Raw genomic sequence first — 18206 nt, 5'->3', positions numbered from 1 at the left:
GTGACGCCATTGCCGCGCGCCTAGCCCTCCGGCTACATTCTGAAAACGCCAAAGCGTGTCTCCTCGATAGGGGCGTTGAGCGCGGCAGACAAAGACAGGCTCAGCACCTCACGGCTTTTGCGCGGATCAATGATCCCGTCATCCCAGAGCCGCGCTGAGGCATAAAGCGGATGGCTTTGTTCCTCAAACATATCAATGGTGGGCTGTTTGAAGGCGGCTTCCTCCTCGGGCGACCACGACCCGCCCGCCCGTTCAATGGCGTCGCGTTTGACGGTGGCAAGCACCCCCGCAGCCTGCGCCCCGCCCATGACCGAAATACGGCTGTTGGGCCAGGTCCACAGAAACCGCGGCGAATAGGCCCGCCCGGCCATGCCGTAGTTGCCCGCCCCGAACGAACCACCAACCAGCATGGTGATCTTTGGCACATTGGCACAGGCCACAGCCGCGACCATTTTCGCCCCGTGCCGCGCAATCCCTTCGTTTTCATACTGCCGCCCGACCATGAACCCGGTGATATTTTGCAAAAATACCAGAGGAATACCGCGCTGTGTGCACAGCTCAATGAAGTGCGCGCCCTTTTGGGCCGATTCCGAAAACAGCACCCCGTTGTTGGCGATGATCCCGATCGGGCATCCGTCCAGATGCGCAAAGCCGGTCACAAGTGTTTCACCAAAGCGCGCCTTGAACTCGTCAAACCGTGAGCCATCCACCAGCCGCGCGATGACCTCGCGTATGTCATAGGGCGTGCGCAAATCGGCAGGCACAACGCCAAGAATCTCTTCGGGATCATAGGCGGGGGGCTCTGGCGTGGCCCAATCAACGCTCGCCGGTCGGGTCCGGTTCAGCGCGCCCACGGCGCGGCGCGCCAATGCAAGCGCATGGGCGTCATCCTCCGCCAGATAATCGGCAACGCCCGACAACCGCGTGTGCACATCGCCGCCACCAAGGTCTTCGGCGCTCACCACTTCGCCTGTGGCGGCTTTTACGAGCGGTGGGCCGGCCAGAAAAATAGTCCCCTGATCCTTGACGATGATTGTGACATCCGACATCGCCGGCACATAGGCACCGCCTGCCGTGCAGGACCCCATGACCACGGCGATCTGTGCGATGCCTGCCGCAGACATCCGCGCCTGATTGTAAAAGATGCGGCCAAAGTGGTCCCGGTCCGGAAAGACCTCGTCCTGATTTGGCAGATTGGCCCCGCCGCTGTCGACAAGGTAGATGCAGGGCAGATGGTTCTCGGCGGCGATTTCCTGGGCGCGCAGGTGCTTTTTGACACTCAGGGGATAATAGGTTCCCCCTTTGACCGTCGCATCGTTGCACAGAATCATAACCTGCTGCCCGGATACCTGCCCGATGCCCGCGATCACCCCCGCCGCAGGCGCTGCGCCATCATAAAGCCCATGCGCCGCTGTTGCGCCGATCTCGAGAAAGGCACTGCCCGGATCAAGCAGACCCGCAACCCGGTCACGCGGCAACATCTTTCCGCGCGAGACATGACGCGCACGCGCCGCGTCCGTGCCCCCGCGTGCCGCCGCCTGTGCGACAGCAGAAACCGCTTCCAACGCCTCAAGATGCGCGGCCCGGTTTGTCTTGAAAACGTCAGAGCCTGAAACAGCCTGCGACACCAATTTCATCTCAAGTCCTTTGCTTTCGCATGTTTCGATCCCCGACTTCGGTCTTTCATGTCTCCGGCGCTTCCAGCCGTTGAGGATCAGGCGCCAGTTTCAACAAACGCCCCATCCGATCAACGGGAAAGTCAAAACGCACCCTATCCGGCCCCGTGCAGCTTACGACGATCCAAACCGGGGCAACCCGGCCCGGCTGCGCCGAACAATCCGTGATCCGCGCGCCCTCACCGCCCCTTTCGAGATAGCGCGCCGCATAGGTTTCGATAACATGCGTCTCCGTGAGTGTGGCGCGTATCCAGCCAAGACGAAACCCCCAAACAGCCAGCGCCAGCACCAAAGCCCCGAAAGGAACAAACCACACCCAGCGCGGCATTATACCGCGCCCGTTTCAACGCTAAAACCCACAGGCGGCACATTGGTTTGACCCATGTCAATGAAGGGGCTGTTCGCTGATGCCATAGGGGCCACGCTAAACTCTGAAAGGCACGCAAAACCATGACACACACTCTCAAAGCCATCCTTCTCTCCAGCGCGCTCGCCATTGTGGCGGGACCGGTCGTTGCGCAATCGCAAGGGGATTGGACCGTTGCGTTCGGCTTTGGCAACGTCAACCCGAAATCCGGCAACGGCACCCTCGCCGGGGGAGAGGCCGACATAGGTGATGACACCCGTCCCATCTTTACCGTCGAATATTTCATCGCAAACAACATCGGGCTTGAATTGCTTGTCGCAACGCCGTTCAAACACGACATCTCCATTGACGGTATCGGTGACGCGGGCAGCACCAAACACCTGCCGCCCACCCTGTCGCTGAACTACCACTTCCCCACCAACAGCGCATGGAAACCCTATGTGGGTGCGGGTCTGAACTACACGGTCTTTTTCGAAGAGGACTCCGGGCTGGGCGACCTTGAGCTTGATAACTCCTTTGGCTTTTCCCTGCAGGCCGGTCTCGACTACATGATCAGCGACGCCGGTGCGATCCGGCTGAACGTACGCTGGTTTGACATCGACGCCGACGCAGAGCTCAACGGCAGCAAAATAGGCACCGCCGAGATTGACCCCGTGCTGGTCGGTGTCTCCTACGTGCACAGGTTCTGAAAACTGCTGCGCGACAGTACTGCCTGACCCGGTCGTTACCACCGGATCAGGCCATCGCCGCCATCAGTTCGCGCCCCACCAGCATACGGCGGATTTCAGAGGTTCCTGCGCCAATTTCCATCAGCTTGGCATCGCGGAACAACCGTGCCGCCGGGCTGTCGGCCAGAAACCCCGCACCGCCCATGGCCTGCACCGCCTGATGGGCCTGTTTCATCGCCTCTTCGGAGGCATAAAGGCAGCAGGCAGCCGCATCCTGCCGCGTCACATCCCCCCGATCGCAGGCTTTTGCGACCTCGTAGACGTAGGCGCGCGCGGAGTTCATCGCCGTATACATATCCGCAATCTTGCCCTGCATCAGCTGAAAGCTCCCGACCGGCTTGCCGAACTGTTTGCGCTCGGCCAGATAGGGCATTACGACATCCATGCATGCCGCCATGATGCCCGTCCCGATCCCTGCCAGAACCACGCGCTCGTAATCCAGCCCCGACATGAGAACCGCGACCCCGCGACCCTCTTCGCCCAGCACGTTCTCAAACGGAACTTCCACATCGTCAAAGATCAACTCGGCCGTGTTCGATCCCCGCATGCCCAGCTTGTCAAAATGCGGGGATGTAGAAAAACCGGCCATCTCCTTTTCAACAATGAAGGCCGTGATGCCATGCGCCCCAGCGTCAGGATCGGTCTTGGCATAGACCACTAGGGTGGAGGCCTCGGGACCATTGGTGATCCAGTATTTGTTGCCGTTCAGGCGATAATGATCGTTGCGTTTTTCTGCACGCAATTTCATCGATACGACATCAGACCCCGCCCCGGCCTCTGACATGGCCAAAGCGCCCACATGCGCGCCGGAAATCAGCTTGGGCAGGTATTTCTCTTTTTGCGCAGCGGTCCCGTTCAGGTTGATCTGATTGACGCACAGGTTTGAATGCGCCCCATAAGAGAGCGACACGGACGCACTGGCCCGCGCGATTTCCTCAATGGCAATCGTATGCGCCAGATAGGTCATTCCCGCGCCGCCGAACTGCTCATCTACCGTGATCCCTAAAAGGCCCAGATCGCCCATCTCGCGCCACAAATCAGCGGGAAAATCGTTCTTTTCATCAATCTCAGCAGCCAGTGGCGCCACGCGCTCCTGCGCCCAGCGGTGCACCATGTCGCGCAACGCATTTGCATCCTCGCCCAGATCAAACTGCATCGCTGCATTAAACATCACATAAGCCTTCCGAAAAACCGACTGCTCGGCATTTTTAAGTGTCACGCCGCACCGTAGTCTTGGCCTGTTTTTCGGTCAAGCGACACACCTCTTTAGACCGCAGCCCTCGCGACTGGCCGTTTTGGGCCCACGCCCAAAACCAAATAGAAAAGAATGCAGGCGGCGCAGCCGCCTGCGCCGCTGGATCACGCAGCCTTTTGATAGACCAACCCGACTTCAGCGCGAATAATCTCAGCAATAAGCGCACAGTCCTCCAGCGAGAACGTGAGCGGCACCCGCATGTCGACAACACCCGCCAATATCAGGTCCGTCGCAGGCATTGCCGCAGGTTTCGCATAGCGCCAACTGTCATAGCGGCTGGTAAAGGCGACAGGTTCGGGTGCGCCGAACCACTTCAACTCAACCCCGCGCGCCGCGCAGCGCGCCACGACGTCGCGCACCGCATCCGCAGGCCAATTGCGCAACAGGAACTGGATGGAAGATCCGACAATCTTCTCCTGCGCAGGGCGTTCGATCACCTGCAGACCCGGCGTATCGCGCAAACCCTTCTCCAGCGTGTAATACCGTTCGTTCCAGCGCCGGCATTGGGCATCAAGATCGGCCACCTGCGGGCGCAGGATCGCCGCACGCAGGTTGTCCATGCGCCCCGAGATATTCGGCGTCTCATAGCGGATCGTTTCAAAGGCTTCCTTGGGTGGCGCCGCCAGATGGCGTTCATAGAGCATATAGCTGCCCGACATCATCACCGCCCGCGCCGCGATCTCTGGATCATCCGTGACCAGAAACCCACCCTCACCGGAGTTCACATGTTTATACGTCTGACAGGAATAGCAGCCCACGGCCCCAAACCGGCCCGATGGCACCTCTTTCCACGCCGCGCCCATCGTGTGGGCGCAATCCTCGATCACTTTTACGCCTGCCCCGTCACAAATCGCCATCAACAGATCCATGTCGCAGATGTGCCCGCGCATATGGCTGAGCAGCAGAACATCCGCCTGCCCGATTTTGGTCTGCAAATCCTCAAGGTCGATGGTCAGGCTCTCGGTCACACCGACAAATACCGGCTCTGCGCCAACCGAGGCAATCGCACCGGGCACGGGCGCCAGCGTAAAAGCATTTGACAGTACCTTGTCACCCGGCTTGACCCCAAGGGCGCGCAGGGCAGTGCCCATGGCGTACCCACCTGATGCCACGGCCAAACAGTATTTCGCACCGACACAAGCCGCAAATTCCTGCTCCAGCAGCGCCGTTTCACATATTTCACCCTCGGCTGTGTTATAGCGGTGCAATCGACCATGCCGCAGCACCGCCAGGGCGGCCTCGATACCCGCTTCGGGAATTGGGTCCTGCTGGGTAAAGCTGCCGGTGAATTTTTCGCTCATTGCCTTGGTCTCCCTTGCAAAAACAGTGGCCTCTGCGCCCCCGCGCGTCAAGACAGAAGCCTGTCCACCATATCGGGCAACGCATCATAATGTTCCAGCAGCGCCTCAGGCTCAAGCGCAGCCATATCCCCCCCCGCAGGGCCAAAAGTGACCAACACACTTGGCACCCCCGCCGCGCGCGCTGTATTTCGGTCGGTATCGGAATCGCCAATCAGCACACAGCGGCGCGGATCGCCCCCCGCGCGCCGTGCCGCTTCAAAAAGCGGTTCGGGGTCGGGCTTGCGCACAGGCAGCGTATCCGCCCCTACAAGCGAGGCAAAGTTGTCCCGAATACCGAGGTTCTGCAGCAATATCTGCGCCAGCCCTTCCGGCTTGTTGGTACAGATGCCAACACCATACCCACGCAGCTTTAGCACTTCGATTGCATCCATCGCCCCGGGATAGACCGTCGTGAACTGGTCAATCTGCGCGCCATATGCCTCAAGCAATACTGGGTAATAACGGTCAATCGTTGCCTCATCCTCGGGCCGACCCAAACGCGCCATGCCAAGGCGCAGCATTGCCCGGCCACCGCGCAGAGCCGTTCCCTGATCAACGTCAGGTTTCAGCAGATCACCCGCGCCCATGTCGCGAAAACAGGTATTGGCCGCTGCGATCAGATCACCACTGGTGTCAGCAAGCGTGCCATCCAGGTCGAAAATGACGGTCTTCATTTGTTAACTTACCTCTATTATCGCAAGAAAGCGCGCAGCTTTATTGCAAGCCGCAATCTTCTTTGATCCCCCCGTGGCTTGCGCCGCGCGATTTAGCGGATAAACAGACCGGCAACAGAACACAAAGAGAATTCGCATGAAAACAGCTCTGGTCATCCTTGCAGCGGGCAAAGGCACGCGCATGAATTCGGACCTGCCCAAGGTCCTGCACCCGCTTGCGGGCGCGCCGCTGCTTGTTCACGCCATGCAATCAGGGGCCAGTCTAGGGCCAAGTCATACGGTGATTGTCGCCGGTCACGTCGCGGAACTTGTCCGGAAAGCGGCGCTGTCGCATGACGCCTCCGCCATTATTGTCGAGCAAAACGAACAGCTCGGAACCGGGCACGCCGCGAAACAGGCACAGGAAGTGCTCAAAGGATTTGACGGCACGGTGATCGTTCTCTTTGGGGACACGCCCTTCGTCAGCCCCGAGACCCTATCGGCCATTTGTGACGCACAACGCTCCTCAGACGTGGTCGTTCTGGGGTTCGAGGCAGCAGATCCTGCACGCTATGGGCGGCTTGTCATGGATGGCACGCAGCTGGATCGCATTGTGGAGTTCAAGGATGCCAGTGAGGCAGAGCGCAAAATCACCCTGTGCAACAGCGGCGTTGTGGCCTGCAATGGAACGCTCTTGTTTGATTTGCTGCAAGCGGTGGACAATGACAATGCTGCCGGCGAATTCTATTTGCCCGATATCGTTGGCATCGCCCGGTCGCGCGGGCTGAAAACAGCCGTTGTCACATGCGACGAAAGCGAGACGCTGGGCATCAATTCGCGCGCGGAACTATCGGCGGCAGAGGCTGCATTTCAAAACCGCGCCCGCGCGGACGCCTTTGAAAATGGCGTGACCCTGCCCGCCCCCGAAACCGTTCATTTCGCCTTCGACACGGTGGTGGGACGCGACACGATTATTGAGCCGAATGTCGTCTTTGGCCCTGGCGTGACCGTCGAGTCTGGCGCAACCATCCGCGCATTTTCGCACCTCGAAGGCTGCCATGTGGCGCGGGGCAGCATCGTCGGCCCTTACGCGCGCCTGCGCCCCGGCGCGGAACTGAGCGAGAACGTGCGCGTCGGCAACTTCGTTGAGGTCAAGAACGCCCGCATCGGAACCGGCACGAAAATCAATCACCTAAGTTACATCGGCGATGCGACTTTGGGCGAACACACAAACGTGGGCGCCGGCACGATCACCTGTAACTACGACGGTGTGTTGAAACACCACACAGAGATCGGCAACCACGTCTTTATCGGCTCGAACACGATGCTGGTTGCCCCTGTGCAGATCGGCGATCACGCCATGACGGGCAGCGGGTCGGTAATCACGTCCGATGTGGAGCCAGAAGCGCTGGCTCTTTCGCGCGCCCCGCAAATCGAAAAACCCGGTATGGCTACAAAACTGATTAACTTGTTGAAGGTTAAAAAGGCCAAGCAACAGAGAGGCAGCTGACTATGTGTGGTATCATTGGCGTACTAAGTAACCATGAAGCAGCGCCAATCCTTGTCGACGCGCTCAAAAGGTTGGAATATCGCGGCTATGACAGCGCGGGCATCGCAACCGTTAACGCGGGGCATCTGGAGCGGCGGCGCGCGGTTGGCAAATTGGTGAACCTGTCAGATTTGCTGGTACATGAGCCGCTCGTCGGAAAGTCGGGCATTGGCCATACCCGCTGGGCCACCCACGGCGCGCCGACCGTAACGAACGCCCACCCCCATCAGGCGGGGCCTGTGGCTGTTGTGCACAATGGTATTATCGAGAATTTCCGCGAACTGCGTGAAGAGTTGGCTGAAAACGGCGTTCAATTTGTCACGGAAACAGACACAGAAACCGTCGCACTGCTGACACAACACTTCATGTCCAAGGGTCAAAGCCCTGTAAATGCAGCTTTCCAAGCGCTGGATAAACTGCGCGGGGCCTTTGCACTGGCTTTCCTTTTTGATGGTGAAGACGATCTGATTGTCGCCGCGCGCAAAGGCTCGCCGCTCGCGATCGGACATGGCAAAGGCGAGATGTTTGTCGGCTCCGATGCGATCGCCCTCGCCCCCATGACGAATGAAATCACCTATCTCGAAGAAGGCGATCGCGCTGTCGTCACACGCACCAGCCTGCAGATCACCGACGCTGAAGGAAACCCCGTAACGCGCGCCGTCAAGACCATCCAGATCGACAATACCCGCATCGACAAGGCCGGTCACAAACACTTCATGGCCAAGGAAATCGCCGAACAGCCTGCTGTTATCGCGCAGGCATTGGGGCACTATGTGACCAGCGATGGGCAGATTAATCTACCCAAACCCGATATTGATTTCACCGCCATCGACCGCTTGACCATGGTGGCCTGTGGCACGGCCTATTACGCCTGCCTGACCGCAAAATACTGGTTTGAGCAAATTGCGCGTATCCCGGTCGAAGTTGATGTAGCCTCGGAGTTTCGCTACCGCGAGCCGCCGATCCCGGCGCGCTCGGCTGCGTTGTTCGTCAGTCAGTCCGGTGAAACTGCCGATACGCTGGCCGCCCTGCGCTATTGCGCAGGCAAAAGCGATACGATCCTGTCCGTGATCAACGTCCCCGAAAGCTCCATTGCGCGGGAAAGCGATCTGGTACTGCCAATCCATGCCGGTGTGGAAGTTGGCGTCGCTTCCACCAAGGCGTTTACGTGCCAACTGACGGTCCTGTTTCTGCTGGTGTTGCGTGCCGCACAGGACCGGGGCGAGATCGACGCTGACACACTCGCGCAACATCTGTCGGACCTGCGCGATCTGCCCAATATCGTCAGTACCGCGCTTGGCGCAAACGCGGAAATGCACCAAGCCGCGATCAAGCTGGCCGAGGCGCGCGATGTGCTGTTTCTGGGGCGCGGCCTGATGTATCCTCTCGCTTTAGAAGGCGCTTTAAAATTAAAGGAAATCAGCTATATACATGCCGAAGCTTATGCAGCAGGTGAATTAAAACATGGCCCTATAGCTCTGATCGACAAACATGTGCCGGTGGTGGTCATGGCGCCCCGCGATGCCCTTTTTGAAAAGACAGTCAGCAACATGCAGGAAGTGATGGCGCGCAAAGGGCGGGTCATCCTCGTCTCGGACGCGACCGGGATCGCGGAGTTCGGACAAGAGGCTTTCGCAACCATTGAAATGCCCCAGGTTTCATCCGTTTTGACGCCGATCCTTTACGCGATACCTGCGCAATTGCTCGCGTATCATACCGCCGTGGCCAAAGGCACAGATGTTGACCAACCGCGCAATCTGGCAAAATCCGTAACGGTAGAATAGACAAGCAGTCGCGCATGCCCCAACCATCTAAAATAGCTCAATTTTGAGGTCTGCCCGCTCCCCCCAATGACCGCCTGCGCAGCCTGACGCGGATCTGAAACAATGGGCGCTGGAAGGCTATGCTAATCGCTGAGCCGACTGTACGAGCGACCGGTTCTTCGACAAAAAAACATGCTATATGCGTCAATACAGGCTAGGAAGAGCTCAAGACGGGAAGCCCTTTCCATTATTCAAATCTGATACACGGAGAAACCGGTGGCCACGCAATATGAAGAACTCAACGATACCCTGACGCGTTTCATCGAGATGCAGCATATCTTTTTCTGCGCCACGGCAGGCCCCGCCGGTCGGGTGAATGTTTCACCGAAAGGCATGGACAGTCTGCGCGTTCTGGGGCCAAACCGCATCATCTGGCGCAACCTCACCGGGTCCGGAAATGAGACTGCAGGGCATCTTGCACAAATCAATCGCATGACCTTGATGTGGTGTGGTTTTGAGAAAAAACCCATGATCCTAAGGACGTACGGAAGTGCACGTACCCTGCACCCACGCGACACGGATTTTGACGCATTGAACGCCGAATTTCCACTGTCCATCGCAGCGCGCCAGATCTACGACGTCACGATTGATATGGTGCAAACCAGTTGCGGTTACGCGGTGCCATTCATGGACTACGCGGGCGAGCGCGACGTGTTGGCCAACTGGGCAGAGGACAAAGGCCCCGACGGCATTTCAGAATATTGGGAAACGCGCAATCAAACCACGATTGACGATGATCCCACGTTCATTCTGGCACCGGCCAAGGGATAAACCGTTTCTGACGAGGCACCCGCAACGTTGTCGCACTACTCTTGTGACGTTATCTGCTTGCCGCGAAGCGCCGAGATCATTACTTGTTAATGTATGAATGCTCCGCTGATTGATCCCTTCGCCCGCGCCATTACCTATCTGCGTGTTTCCGTGACAGACCGGTGCGATTTCCGCTGTGTTTATTGCATGTCGGAAAACATGACTTTTTTGCCCAAGAAAGAGCTTCTTACACTCGAAGAGCTTGATCGCATGTGCTCGGCATTTGTGGGGCTCGGCGTGGAAAAATTGCGGATCACCGGGGGCGAGCCGTTGGTGCGCAAGGGTATTATGACCTTTTTCCAACGCATGTCGCGACACCTTGAAGCCGGTACGCTGAAAGAACTGACCCTGACGACAAACGGCAGCCAACTCGAACGCTTTGCAGACGACCTTTATGCGGCGGGCGTGCGGCGGGTCAATGTCTCACTCGATACCCTGGATGAACAGAAATTCGCGGATATTACGCGCTGGGGCCGCTTGCCGCAGGTGCTGCGGGGCATCGATGCGGCCCAAGCAGCGGGCATGCGCGTTAAACTGAACGCAGTGGCATTGAAGAACTTCAACGAAGACGAACTGCCAACGATTACCGAATGGTGCGCAGAGCGGGGCGTTGATTTGACTTGGATTGAAGTGATGCCAATGGGTGACATTGGCAACGAGGACCGTCTGGACCAGTATTGGTCCCTCAAAGACGTGCGCGCACGCTACGCCGAGCATTACACCGTAACGGACTTGGCCGAACGGACAGGTGGCCCAGCACGTTATGTCAGGCTGGAGGAAACGGGTCAGAAAATCGGGTTCATCACCCCGCTCAGCCACAATTTCTGCGAAAGCTGCAACCGTGTGCGTCTGACCTGTACCGGTGAGCTGTTCATGTGTCTGGGGCAAGAAGATGCCGCAGATCTGCGTGCACCGCTACGTGCCTGTCCTGAGGATGACGCCCCGCTGCAAGAGGCAATTCGGGCCGCGATCGCGCGCAAGCCCAAGGGCCATGACTTTGACTACTCGCGTCAGCGCCTTGACGGCCAGATGCCGCGACACATGAGCCACACCGGCGGCTGACCTGCGCCATGCGCCCCCCTTTGCTTTACCATCTGTATGTGGGTGCCACCGCGGTTCTGGTCCCATTTTTTGCCTGGATCGAAACCCGAAAGCTGCGCGCAGCGGGCGTGCCCATTGTGCGTGCGCACGAAAAACTCGGGCATGCCACCGCCATGCGCGAAGGGTCGGGCCCGCTGATCTGGTTTCACGCAGCCTCGGTTGGCGAAAGCATGTCTGTCCTGTCTTTGATTGCCGAAATGGGGCGGCAAATGCCCCGCGCCAATTTTCTGATCACCTCTGGCACGGCCACATCGGCCAAGATGGTGGCGAACCACCTGCCCCCGCGCACGGTGCACCAGTTTGCCCCCCTTGATGCGCCCGGTCCTTTGCGTCGGTTCATCCGTCACTGGCGCCCTGATTGCGTGGTTTTCGTGGAAAGCGAGCTGTGGCCGCAAATGCTGCGGCTGACGCGGGACAGCGGCGCGAAAATGATCCTTGTGAACGCCCGCCTGAGTGAGACCTCACAAAAGGCATGGAAGCGGCGACCCAAAACCGCGGCTTTTGTTCTGGGCACGTTCGATCTGATTTTGACCCAGAACGACGAAATGGCGCAAGCGATGGTGGATATGCACGCCCCTGCCGATCGGGTGGCGCGCGGCATCAACCTGAAATCGCTGGCTGCCCCCTTGCAGCAAAACCCTGAAACGCTTGCGAAAATTCGCACCAGCCTGAAAGGCAGACGTGTTTGGGTTGCCGCTTCAACCCACAAGGGCGAAGAGGAAATCGTGCTGCGCGCGCATGCCCGGCTGTTGCTGGATAACCCGGATCTGCTGTTGCTGCTGGCACCGCGCCACCCCGAGCGCAGCAAAGACGTCGCGCAGTTGATCGAGGATCAGGGATTGAGTGCCCGCATTCGGTCCAAAGGCGAGTTGCCGGGCAACCGGGACGTCTACCTCGCCGATACTCTGGGCGAATTGGGCAATTGGTACGCTTTATCCAACGCGATTTTTCTTGGTGGATCGCTGAAACCCATCGGCGGGCATAACCCGTTTGAGGTCACGCTGAGCGGTTCCGGTGTCATCTCCGGACCCGAGGTTTTCAATTTCAGCGAAACATATGCCGAGATGACGCAAGCCGGTGTCGTCCGCTTCGTCAATGATGATGCGGAATTGGCCGAAGCGGTCGACAAGATGCTCAATGATACCGCATTGATGGAAGCGACGGGCCGTGCCGCGCGCGATTATGTGCGTGGAAAGTCATCCCAGACCAGCACGATTGCCACGCGGCTGATCCGTGCGCTTCATCTGCAAGACGAGGTGCGCTGATGCCCCCTGCCCAGATCCCACCGCTCAAAGAGATCGAGGTGATTGCGCCCAATTTCAAACGGCGTCACTCGGGCGTGACGTCAACCGTGATCCGTCTTGTGCCATTACAGGCGCGTGATATCGCAATTGTTGCCTCTGGCCCTGACTTGCCCGACGAAGTGCCGAACCTGCCCCCTCTCGGGCTGCTGCGCTTGCCCCGTTCCGGCCCCTCTGGGGCACGTGTCTGGCATGCGCGACGCAATGTTGAAATGGTGGCCGGGCTGGCGTTGAAATATCTTGCGGGGAAGCGGCTGAAACTGCTTTTCACCTCCGCCGCGCAGCGCCGCCATACGGGCTTTACCCGCTGGCTCATTCGCCAGATGGACGCGGTGATCGCCACGTCCGCCAAGTCCGCAGGTTACCTCGAACGCGAGGCAACGGTGATTCACCATGGCATCGATTGCGCCCTGTTCAGCCCCGTTGAAGACCGCGAAAGCCTGCGCGCTTCACTCGATCTGCCGCCAGAGGGTCCCCTCGTCGGCTGTTTTGGCCGTATTCGTCACCAAAAGGGCAATGACCTTTTTGTCAAAGCAATGATCAGCGTCTTTTCTGAGGTGCCGCACGGCAAGGCACTGATGATGGGTCGTGCCACCGATGAACACAAAACCTATCTGCAAGACCTCAAGGACGAAGTCGCCGCTGCAGGGCTGTCGGATCGGATTCTGTTTCGCGATGAGGTGCCGATTGACCAGCTATCCCTGCATTTTCAGGCGCTGGACCTATACATCGCACCGCAGCGTTGGGAGGGATTTGGGCTGACGCCGCTTGAAGCGATGGCCTGTGGCGCGCCCGTGGTTGCCACACGCGTCGGCGCATTCGAAGAGCTGATCAAGGACGGCGTAACCGGCAATCTTGTCGACGTTGATGACGTCAGCGCCATCACAACCAACCTGCGGCGGTTGCTGATCGATGACGAGATGCGCGCCGATTTCGCCAAAGCCGCGCGTGAAAACGCCGTCACCAATTTTTCAATTGAAAAAGAGGCCGCGTCCATTCTCAGGATCTATCACCACCTGCTCGGCCGCGCGTGACCCAAAGCCGCTGACTAGGCCGCTGGCATGCGTTGTTCCACGATTTCGGCCCACCAGCTGCACCCGGCGGGAATGGCGTCGTCGTCGAAATTATATTCGGGATGATGCAGCCGCGCGCTCGCGCCATTGCCCATCAGGATATAGGCACCGGGGCGCTCTTCGAGCATAAAGGCGAAATCCTCGCCCCCCATTACCAATTCAGCGTCTGCACAATCGCCCGCAACTTTGGTGGCCACTTCGGCGGCAAACTCGGTTTGCGCCGGATGGTTCACCGTCACGGGATAGTTGCGCATATAATTGATGCGGCCCGTCGCGCCAAAATTCTCCGCCGTCCCTTCGACGATTTTCGTCAGCCGCTCTTCGACAAGATCACGCATGGCAGTGCTCATGGTACGCGCCGTGCCTTTCAGCTTCACCGTTTGCGGGATGACATTGTAGGCATGCGATGAGGTCTCAAAGGACGTGATCGACATGACCACCTGCTCGACCGGGTCCGCGCTCCGACTGGCGATGGATTGCCCCGCCAGAACGATGTGACTGGCGATCACCGTGGGATCAATCGTCTGATGCGGGAAAGCGGCATGCCCGCCTTTGCCCTCGATCTCAATCTCGAAAATATCGGTGGCAGCGAAAAACGCGCCCGGGCGGATGGCAAACTTGCCCGTCTCAATCCCGGGCCAGTTGTGCATGCCATAGACTTCCTGAATACCGAAACGGTTCATCAGGCCATCTTCGCACATCTCGCGACCGCCGCCGCCGCCCTCTTCGGCGGGCTGAAAGATCACAACGGCAGTGCCATCGAAATTACGTGTTTCGCACAGGTATTTCGCCGCCCCCAGCAACATCGCCGTATGACCGTCGTGCCCACAGGCGTGCATCTTTCCCGGCACGGTGGAGGCATAATCAACACCCGTTTCTTCGGGGATCGGCAGGGCATCCATATCCGCGCGCAGCCCGACCACATGGCCCGATGTATCAGAGCGACCCTTGATCACACCAACGACACCCGTGCGCCCGATACCGGTCACAACCTCGTCACACCCGAAGGCCGCAAGCCTTTCAGCCACCAGTCCCGCCGTGCGATGCGTATCAAAAAGCAGCTCGGGATGCGCATGCAAATCCTGACGCCATGCCGCGATTTCAGGCTGAAGTTCGGAAAATCGGTTCTTGATGGGCATCAGAAGTCTCTCCTGCAAGGCGATAGGGGCAATGTGTGCCAGCGTCATTGGCAGCTATGTCTGAGTGGGGCAAGTGCGATGAGCGGTGCCTGCATTCCGATATGGCATCATAGGGCGCCGCGTCGAAGCTGCAAGCGGTCGACCGTTCAAAGTGCGGGGCCGAGATCCATCGCACTGCCATCCGTGAAACGAGAGAACCGAAATCGCGTCAACGCATGCCCGCTTTCCCTTCCTGTGGCCAAACGCGCCAGAATGCGCCCGATGGCGGGGCCAATGCCAAAGCCGTGCCCGCTCATGCCAGTGCCAATGGTCAATCCGGGCAGTGCAGCCACCCTATCAATAACGGGCACAAGATCGGGCATCGTGTCGATCATACCCGCCCAGGCACAAGACACCCTGAAGTCCGGCAGGTCAGGGAAAAGTCTTGAAAATTCGTCTGTTATGGTTTGCACCTTACCCGCATTCGGGCGCGGATTGAGAATTCTCATGTCTTCAAAGGGCGAGACCATATCCGCATCCCACCGGCGCGCTGTTCCCCATGCATCCGGGTAGCCTTTGGGAGCAGCGGGTAAAAACCGGGTGCCAAAGGGGTCGGCGCGCAACTGCGTCAGGAATTTCGGCAATGATCGAAAAGCGCTTGGTCCTACGAACAGTTCATGAAATCCGCCCGGGGCAAGCGTATAGCCCCCATCTTTTCGCAGACGAAATGCGACTTTATCATCTGCCGCCCCACCCTGAAAAACCACCGGAAGCCGTGTTGTGGCAGCAACCGTTGCGCGGACCGATAACTGTGGCAGTTTGATCCCGTGATTTGCCAGAAACAGCGATGACCAGGCGCCACCCGCCAGCACAACCTGTGACGTTTCAATGCGCCCTTTCTCGGTCAGAACCCCCTTGATCCGGCCCGTCTCGATATCCAGACAGCGAACGGCGCAGTTCTCAATGATCTGCGCGCCATCGCGCACGGCAATGCCCGCCAGTGCCGGAACCGCGACCCACGGCTCCGCACGCATGTCAGAGGGCGTATAGAGTGCACCTGCATACCGCCGGGACATGTTGGGGATAAGGCTATCCGTTTGCTTTTGCGACAAGATGCGCGTGTCCACGTCTTGATCGGATGCGATCTTTTGCCATGCCTCATAGCGTGCCATCGCCGCAGCATCCGAGGCCAGATAGGTGACGCCACCTTGGGTCAGACCGATGTCGACGTTCGTCTCAGCGGCCAGCTGACGCCACAGCTGGTTGGCTTCTTTCATGATCGGTAATTCGTCCGGGTCACGCCCTTGCTGACGGATCCAACCCCAGTTTCTGCTGGACTGCTCCGCACTGATGCGCCCCTTTTCCAGCAGCACCACGCGGTGCCCTTCGCGCGCCAGAAAAAGCGCGGTGCACACGCCGATCACGCCACCGCCGATGACCACAACGTCGGCCGTGTCAGGCAGAGCACCAGCAAATGTCACAGGCGTCGCCGCTGTGATTGGAAATACCGCGGTCATCACGCGTCCCCGTCCTTACGTGCAAAGCCGTTCAACCAGCCGCCGCATGAAGCCATGACCGGCCTCAAACTGTGCTTTGGTGATATACTCGTTGGGTTGGTGCGCCTGCGCAATATCGCCCGGCCCGCAGATGATCGCCGAGTATCCGGCCTCCTGAAACTGTCCCGCCTCTGTTGCGTAGCTGACAACATGGCTTGCGTTGTCACCGGTCAGGCTGCGCACCAGTGTTTCGGCCTCGCCTTCATCCTCGGGGCTGAGGGCTGGTACATTGAACCGTTCGCTCAGCTGGATAAACGTTTCCGGCACGATGGCCTGCATTTGCTGCTCCACATCGGCGACAACTTCGCGGTAGCGCGCCTCCCACTCCGCTTTCGTTTCACCCGGCACCACCCTGAAATCCATGGCAAAATAGCAATCCTTGGCGGTGATATTATGCGCTGTTCCGCCACTGATCTGCCCCACATGCAGCGTGGTATAGGGTGGATCAAACGCCTGCGCCAAAGTGCCCGGAACCGCGTCGCGGTTTGCAGCATTCGTGAGATTGGCCCACTCGATCAGTTTGGCCCCGAACATGATCGCATTCACACCACGATCCATCAACGAGCTATGCACTTCAAAGCCGCGAATATGCGTGTCAAAGCCACTGCCGCCCTTGTGGCCAGACACAGCCTGCATCATCGAGGGTTCTCCGACGATGACGGCCGCACCCTTTGGCAGGACGGGCTGCATCGCGTTGATCATAGGGGGTGCGCCGGTGCAGCCGATCTCTTCGTCAAAACTCAGCGCAATCTGCAGGGGCCGTTTCACACCGACATGCTGTGCCTCGACCAGTGCCCAGATGGCCAGCGCGTCAAAACCCTTCATGTCGCAGGTGCCGCGGCCAAAATACTTGCCGTCCTTTTCCATCACCTCGAACGGATCGCTGTCCCAGGGCTGGCCGTCAACGGGGACAACATCCGTATGCCCCGACAGCACAATCGCCCCCTCCTGCCAGGGACCGACATGCGCAAAAAGCGCGTGTTTCGGCTGTTCTGGGTCGACATAGCGGTGGCTTTGAATGTCATGGCTGGCCAGATAGTCGGCCACCCAGTCGATCAACGGGATGTTCGTGTCTCTGCTCACCGTTGGAAAAGCGACAAGCTGCTGCATCAATTCCAGCGGTGAAAGGCGTTTCGTCATAGTCGGTATCCTCCAGACACCACAAGCACGCTACCTGTGATAAAAGCGGCCTCATCGCTTGCCAAAAACCGGACCGCCGCTGCGATGTCCTGCGGTGTGCCGAGCCGTCCCAACGCGGTCAGATCGATAAAGGCCTGTCTCAGCGTCTCTTCGCGCGGTGTCTCATCCGTGTCAATCGCCCCCGGCGCAACGGCATTCACGCGGATGCCGCGCGGCCCAAGTTCCTTTGCAACGCCCCGCGTCCAAAGTTCAAGTGCTGCCTTGCTGGCACCATACAGACTGGCCCCGAGCGGTGGGTATTCCGCGTTGACGGATGAGATGTTAATGACCGACGCACCCGGCTGAAGATGCGGCAATGCCGCTGACAAAAGCGCATGCGGCGCCAGTGTGTTGACATCAAAAATGGTGCGGTATGCGGCCGGATCGAACGTCTCAAGAGGGGATGAAACGATCGTTCCTGCATTGTTCACGATCACATCTATTCGGCCAAATCGCGCCAGAACCGCGTCAACCGCAACCTGTGCAAAGGCGGGATCCGTCAGATCTCCTTGCACGGCCAGCACGGTGTCCGGGATCCAGTCCGGCACCGTTGTGTTGTGCAGGATCGCGACGTGGTGATCGCGCATCAAATTCTCAGAAATGCCGCGCCCGATACCACGCGCGCCACCCGTGACCAGCGCCACCTTTTGTTTAACCGGGGCTGATGTCATCGACGC

Annotated in this window: 16 protein-coding genes; 7 read left to right on the top strand and 9 right to left on the bottom strand. The window is 58.9% G+C overall.

Annotated elements, in window-relative coordinates; genetic code table 11:
* Positions 1–32 precede the first annotated feature (32 nt).
* A complete protein-coding gene (locus K5Q35_RS10350; RefSeq protein ID WP_220799520.1) occupies positions 33–1637 on the bottom strand; it encodes a carboxyl transferase domain-containing protein in 1605 nt (534 codons plus the stop codon).
* Between the two features lie 46 nt (positions 1638–1683).
* Positions 1684–2004: a hypothetical protein gene (locus tag K5Q35_RS10345; protein WP_220799519.1), complete on the bottom strand. Its 321-nt coding sequence runs from the start codon at positions 2002–2004 to the stop codon at positions 1684–1686.
* A gap of 122 nt (positions 2005–2126) precedes the next feature.
* On the opposite strand from K5Q35_RS10345, the gene K5Q35_RS10340 reads away from it, so the two are divergent.
* Positions 2127–2732, top strand: a complete 606-nt coding sequence (locus K5Q35_RS10340) for an OmpW family protein (RefSeq protein ID WP_220799518.1) — start codon at positions 2127–2129, stop codon at positions 2730–2732.
* 46 nt (positions 2733–2778) lie between these two features.
* Here the strand turns inward: K5Q35_RS10340 and K5Q35_RS10335 are convergent, their stop codons facing one another.
* The 3 genes from K5Q35_RS10335 to K5Q35_RS10325 form a co-directional block, all read right to left on the bottom strand.
* On the bottom strand, positions 2779–3942 hold the full coding sequence (locus K5Q35_RS10335; protein WP_044025332.1) for an isovaleryl-CoA dehydrogenase: 1164 nt from the start codon (positions 3940–3942) through the stop codon (positions 2779–2781).
* A gap of 188 nt (positions 3943–4130) precedes the next feature.
* Positions 4131–5327, bottom strand: a complete 1197-nt coding sequence (locus tag K5Q35_RS10330; protein WP_220799517.1) for a DegT/DnrJ/EryC1/StrS aminotransferase family protein — start codon at positions 5325–5327, stop codon at positions 4131–4133.
* A gap of 47 nt (positions 5328–5374) precedes the next feature.
* On the bottom strand, positions 5375–6040 hold the full coding sequence (locus K5Q35_RS10325; protein ID WP_220799516.1) for an HAD-IA family hydrolase: 666 nt from the start codon (positions 6038–6040) through the stop codon (positions 5375–5377).
* 136 nt (positions 6041–6176) lie between these two features.
* Between K5Q35_RS10325 and glmU the strand changes: the two genes are divergently transcribed.
* From glmU to K5Q35_RS10295, 6 genes are all read left to right on the top strand, one after another.
* Complete coding sequence (gene glmU / locus K5Q35_RS10320) at positions 6177–7529, top strand: bifunctional UDP-N-acetylglucosamine diphosphorylase/glucosamine-1-phosphate N-acetyltransferase GlmU (protein ID WP_220799515.1); 1353 nt, start codon at positions 6177–6179, stop codon at positions 7527–7529.
* A gap of 2 nt (positions 7530–7531) precedes the next feature.
* Positions 7532–9352, top strand: a complete 1821-nt coding sequence (gene glmS, locus K5Q35_RS10315; RefSeq protein ID WP_220799514.1) for a glutamine--fructose-6-phosphate transaminase (isomerizing) — start codon at positions 7532–7534, stop codon at positions 9350–9352.
* 255 nt (positions 9353–9607) lie between these two features.
* On the top strand, positions 9608–10162 hold the full coding sequence (locus K5Q35_RS10310) for a pyridoxamine 5'-phosphate oxidase family protein (RefSeq protein WP_220799513.1): 555 nt from the start codon (positions 9608–9610) through the stop codon (positions 10160–10162).
* A gap of 93 nt (positions 10163–10255) precedes the next feature.
* Positions 10256–11263 carry a GTP 3',8-cyclase MoaA gene (moaA, locus tag K5Q35_RS10305; protein WP_220799512.1) on the top strand — a complete coding sequence of 336 codons (1008 nt, stop codon included), beginning with the start codon at positions 10256–10258 and terminating at the stop codon, positions 11261–11263.
* Positions 11264–11271: 8 nt separating this feature from the next.
* Entirely contained in the window at positions 11272–12567 is a 1296-nt protein-coding gene (locus tag K5Q35_RS10300) for a 3-deoxy-D-manno-octulosonic acid transferase (protein WP_220799511.1), read from the top strand.
* Positions 12567–13637, top strand: coding sequence for a glycosyltransferase family 4 protein (locus K5Q35_RS10295; RefSeq protein ID WP_220799510.1), 1071 nt, complete (start codon positions 12567–12569; stop codon positions 13635–13637). The genes K5Q35_RS10300 and K5Q35_RS10295 overlap by 1 nt, the downstream gene beginning before the upstream one ends.
* A gap of 14 nt (positions 13638–13651) precedes the next feature.
* On the opposite strand, the gene K5Q35_RS10290 is transcribed toward K5Q35_RS10295, so the two are convergent.
* From K5Q35_RS10290 to K5Q35_RS10275, 4 genes are all read right to left on the bottom strand, one after another.
* Entirely contained in the window at positions 13652–14815 is a 1164-nt protein-coding gene (locus tag K5Q35_RS10290) for a M20 aminoacylase family protein (protein WP_220799509.1), read from the bottom strand.
* Between the two features lie 146 nt (positions 14816–14961).
* Complete coding sequence (locus K5Q35_RS10285; RefSeq protein WP_220799508.1) at positions 14962–16311, bottom strand: FAD-binding oxidoreductase; 1350 nt, start codon at positions 16309–16311, stop codon at positions 14962–14964.
* 15 nt (positions 16312–16326) lie between these two features.
* Positions 16327–17490, bottom strand: a complete 1164-nt coding sequence (gene argE / locus K5Q35_RS10280) for an acetylornithine deacetylase (protein ID WP_220799507.1) — start codon at positions 17488–17490, stop codon at positions 16327–16329.
* Complete coding sequence (locus K5Q35_RS10275; protein ID WP_220799506.1) at positions 17487–18200, bottom strand: SDR family NAD(P)-dependent oxidoreductase; 714 nt, start codon at positions 18198–18200, stop codon at positions 17487–17489. The genes argE and K5Q35_RS10275 overlap by 4 nt, the downstream gene beginning before the upstream one ends.
* Positions 18201–18206: the final 6 nt, after the last annotated feature.

This window comes from Roseobacter sp. OBYS 0001, assembly GCF_019654895.1.
GTDB lineage: Bacteria > Pseudomonadota > Alphaproteobacteria > Rhodobacterales > Rhodobacteraceae > Roseobacter > Roseobacter litoralis.
This window is presented reverse-complemented; position numbering and strand designations above follow the sequence as displayed.

Excerpts from the sequence above, each read along its gene's own strand:
- K5Q35_RS10350 (WP_220799520.1), bottom strand. The coding sequence starts at position 1,637 with ATGAAATTGGTGTCGCAGGCTGTTTCAGGCTCTGACGTTTTCAAGACA.
- K5Q35_RS10345 (WP_220799519.1), bottom strand. The coding sequence starts at position 2,004 with ATGCCGCGCTGGGTGTGGTTTGTTCCTTTCGGGGCTTTGGTGCTGGCG.
- K5Q35_RS10340 (WP_220799518.1), top strand. The coding sequence starts at position 2,127 with ATGACACACACTCTCAAAGCCATCCTTCTCTCCAGCGCGCTCGCCATT.
- K5Q35_RS10335 (WP_044025332.1), bottom strand. The coding sequence starts at position 3,942 with ATGTTTAATGCAGCGATGCAGTTTGATCTGGGCGAGGATGCAAATGCG.
- K5Q35_RS10330 (WP_220799517.1), bottom strand. The coding sequence starts at position 5,327 with ATGAGCGAAAAATTCACCGGCAGCTTTACCCAGCAGGACCCAATTCCC.
- K5Q35_RS10325 (WP_220799516.1), bottom strand. The coding sequence starts at position 6,040 with ATGAAGACCGTCATTTTCGACCTGGATGGCACGCTTGCTGACACCAGT.
- glmU (WP_220799515.1), top strand. The coding sequence starts at position 6,177 with ATGAAAACAGCTCTGGTCATCCTTGCAGCGGGCAAAGGCACGCGCATG.
- glmS (WP_220799514.1), top strand. The coding sequence starts at position 7,532 with ATGTGTGGTATCATTGGCGTACTAAGTAACCATGAAGCAGCGCCAATC.
- moaA (WP_220799512.1), top strand. The coding sequence starts at position 10,256 with ATGAATGCTCCGCTGATTGATCCCTTCGCCCGCGCCATTACCTATCTG.
- K5Q35_RS10300 (WP_220799511.1), top strand. The coding sequence starts at position 11,272 with ATGCGCCCCCCTTTGCTTTACCATCTGTATGTGGGTGCCACCGCGGTT.
- K5Q35_RS10295 (WP_220799510.1), top strand. The coding sequence starts at position 12,567 with ATGCCCCCTGCCCAGATCCCACCGCTCAAAGAGATCGAGGTGATTGCG.
- K5Q35_RS10290 (WP_220799509.1), bottom strand. The coding sequence starts at position 14,815 with ATGCCCATCAAGAACCGATTTTCCGAACTTCAGCCTGAAATCGCGGCA.
- K5Q35_RS10285 (WP_220799508.1), bottom strand. The coding sequence starts at position 16,311 with ATGACCGCGGTATTTCCAATCACAGCGGCGACGCCTGTGACATTTGCT.
- argE (WP_220799507.1), bottom strand. The coding sequence starts at position 17,490 with ATGACGAAACGCCTTTCACCGCTGGAATTGATGCAGCAGCTTGTCGCT.
- K5Q35_RS10275 (WP_220799506.1), bottom strand. The coding sequence starts at position 18,200 with ATGACATCAGCCCCGGTTAAACAAAAGGTGGCGCTGGTCACGGGTGGC.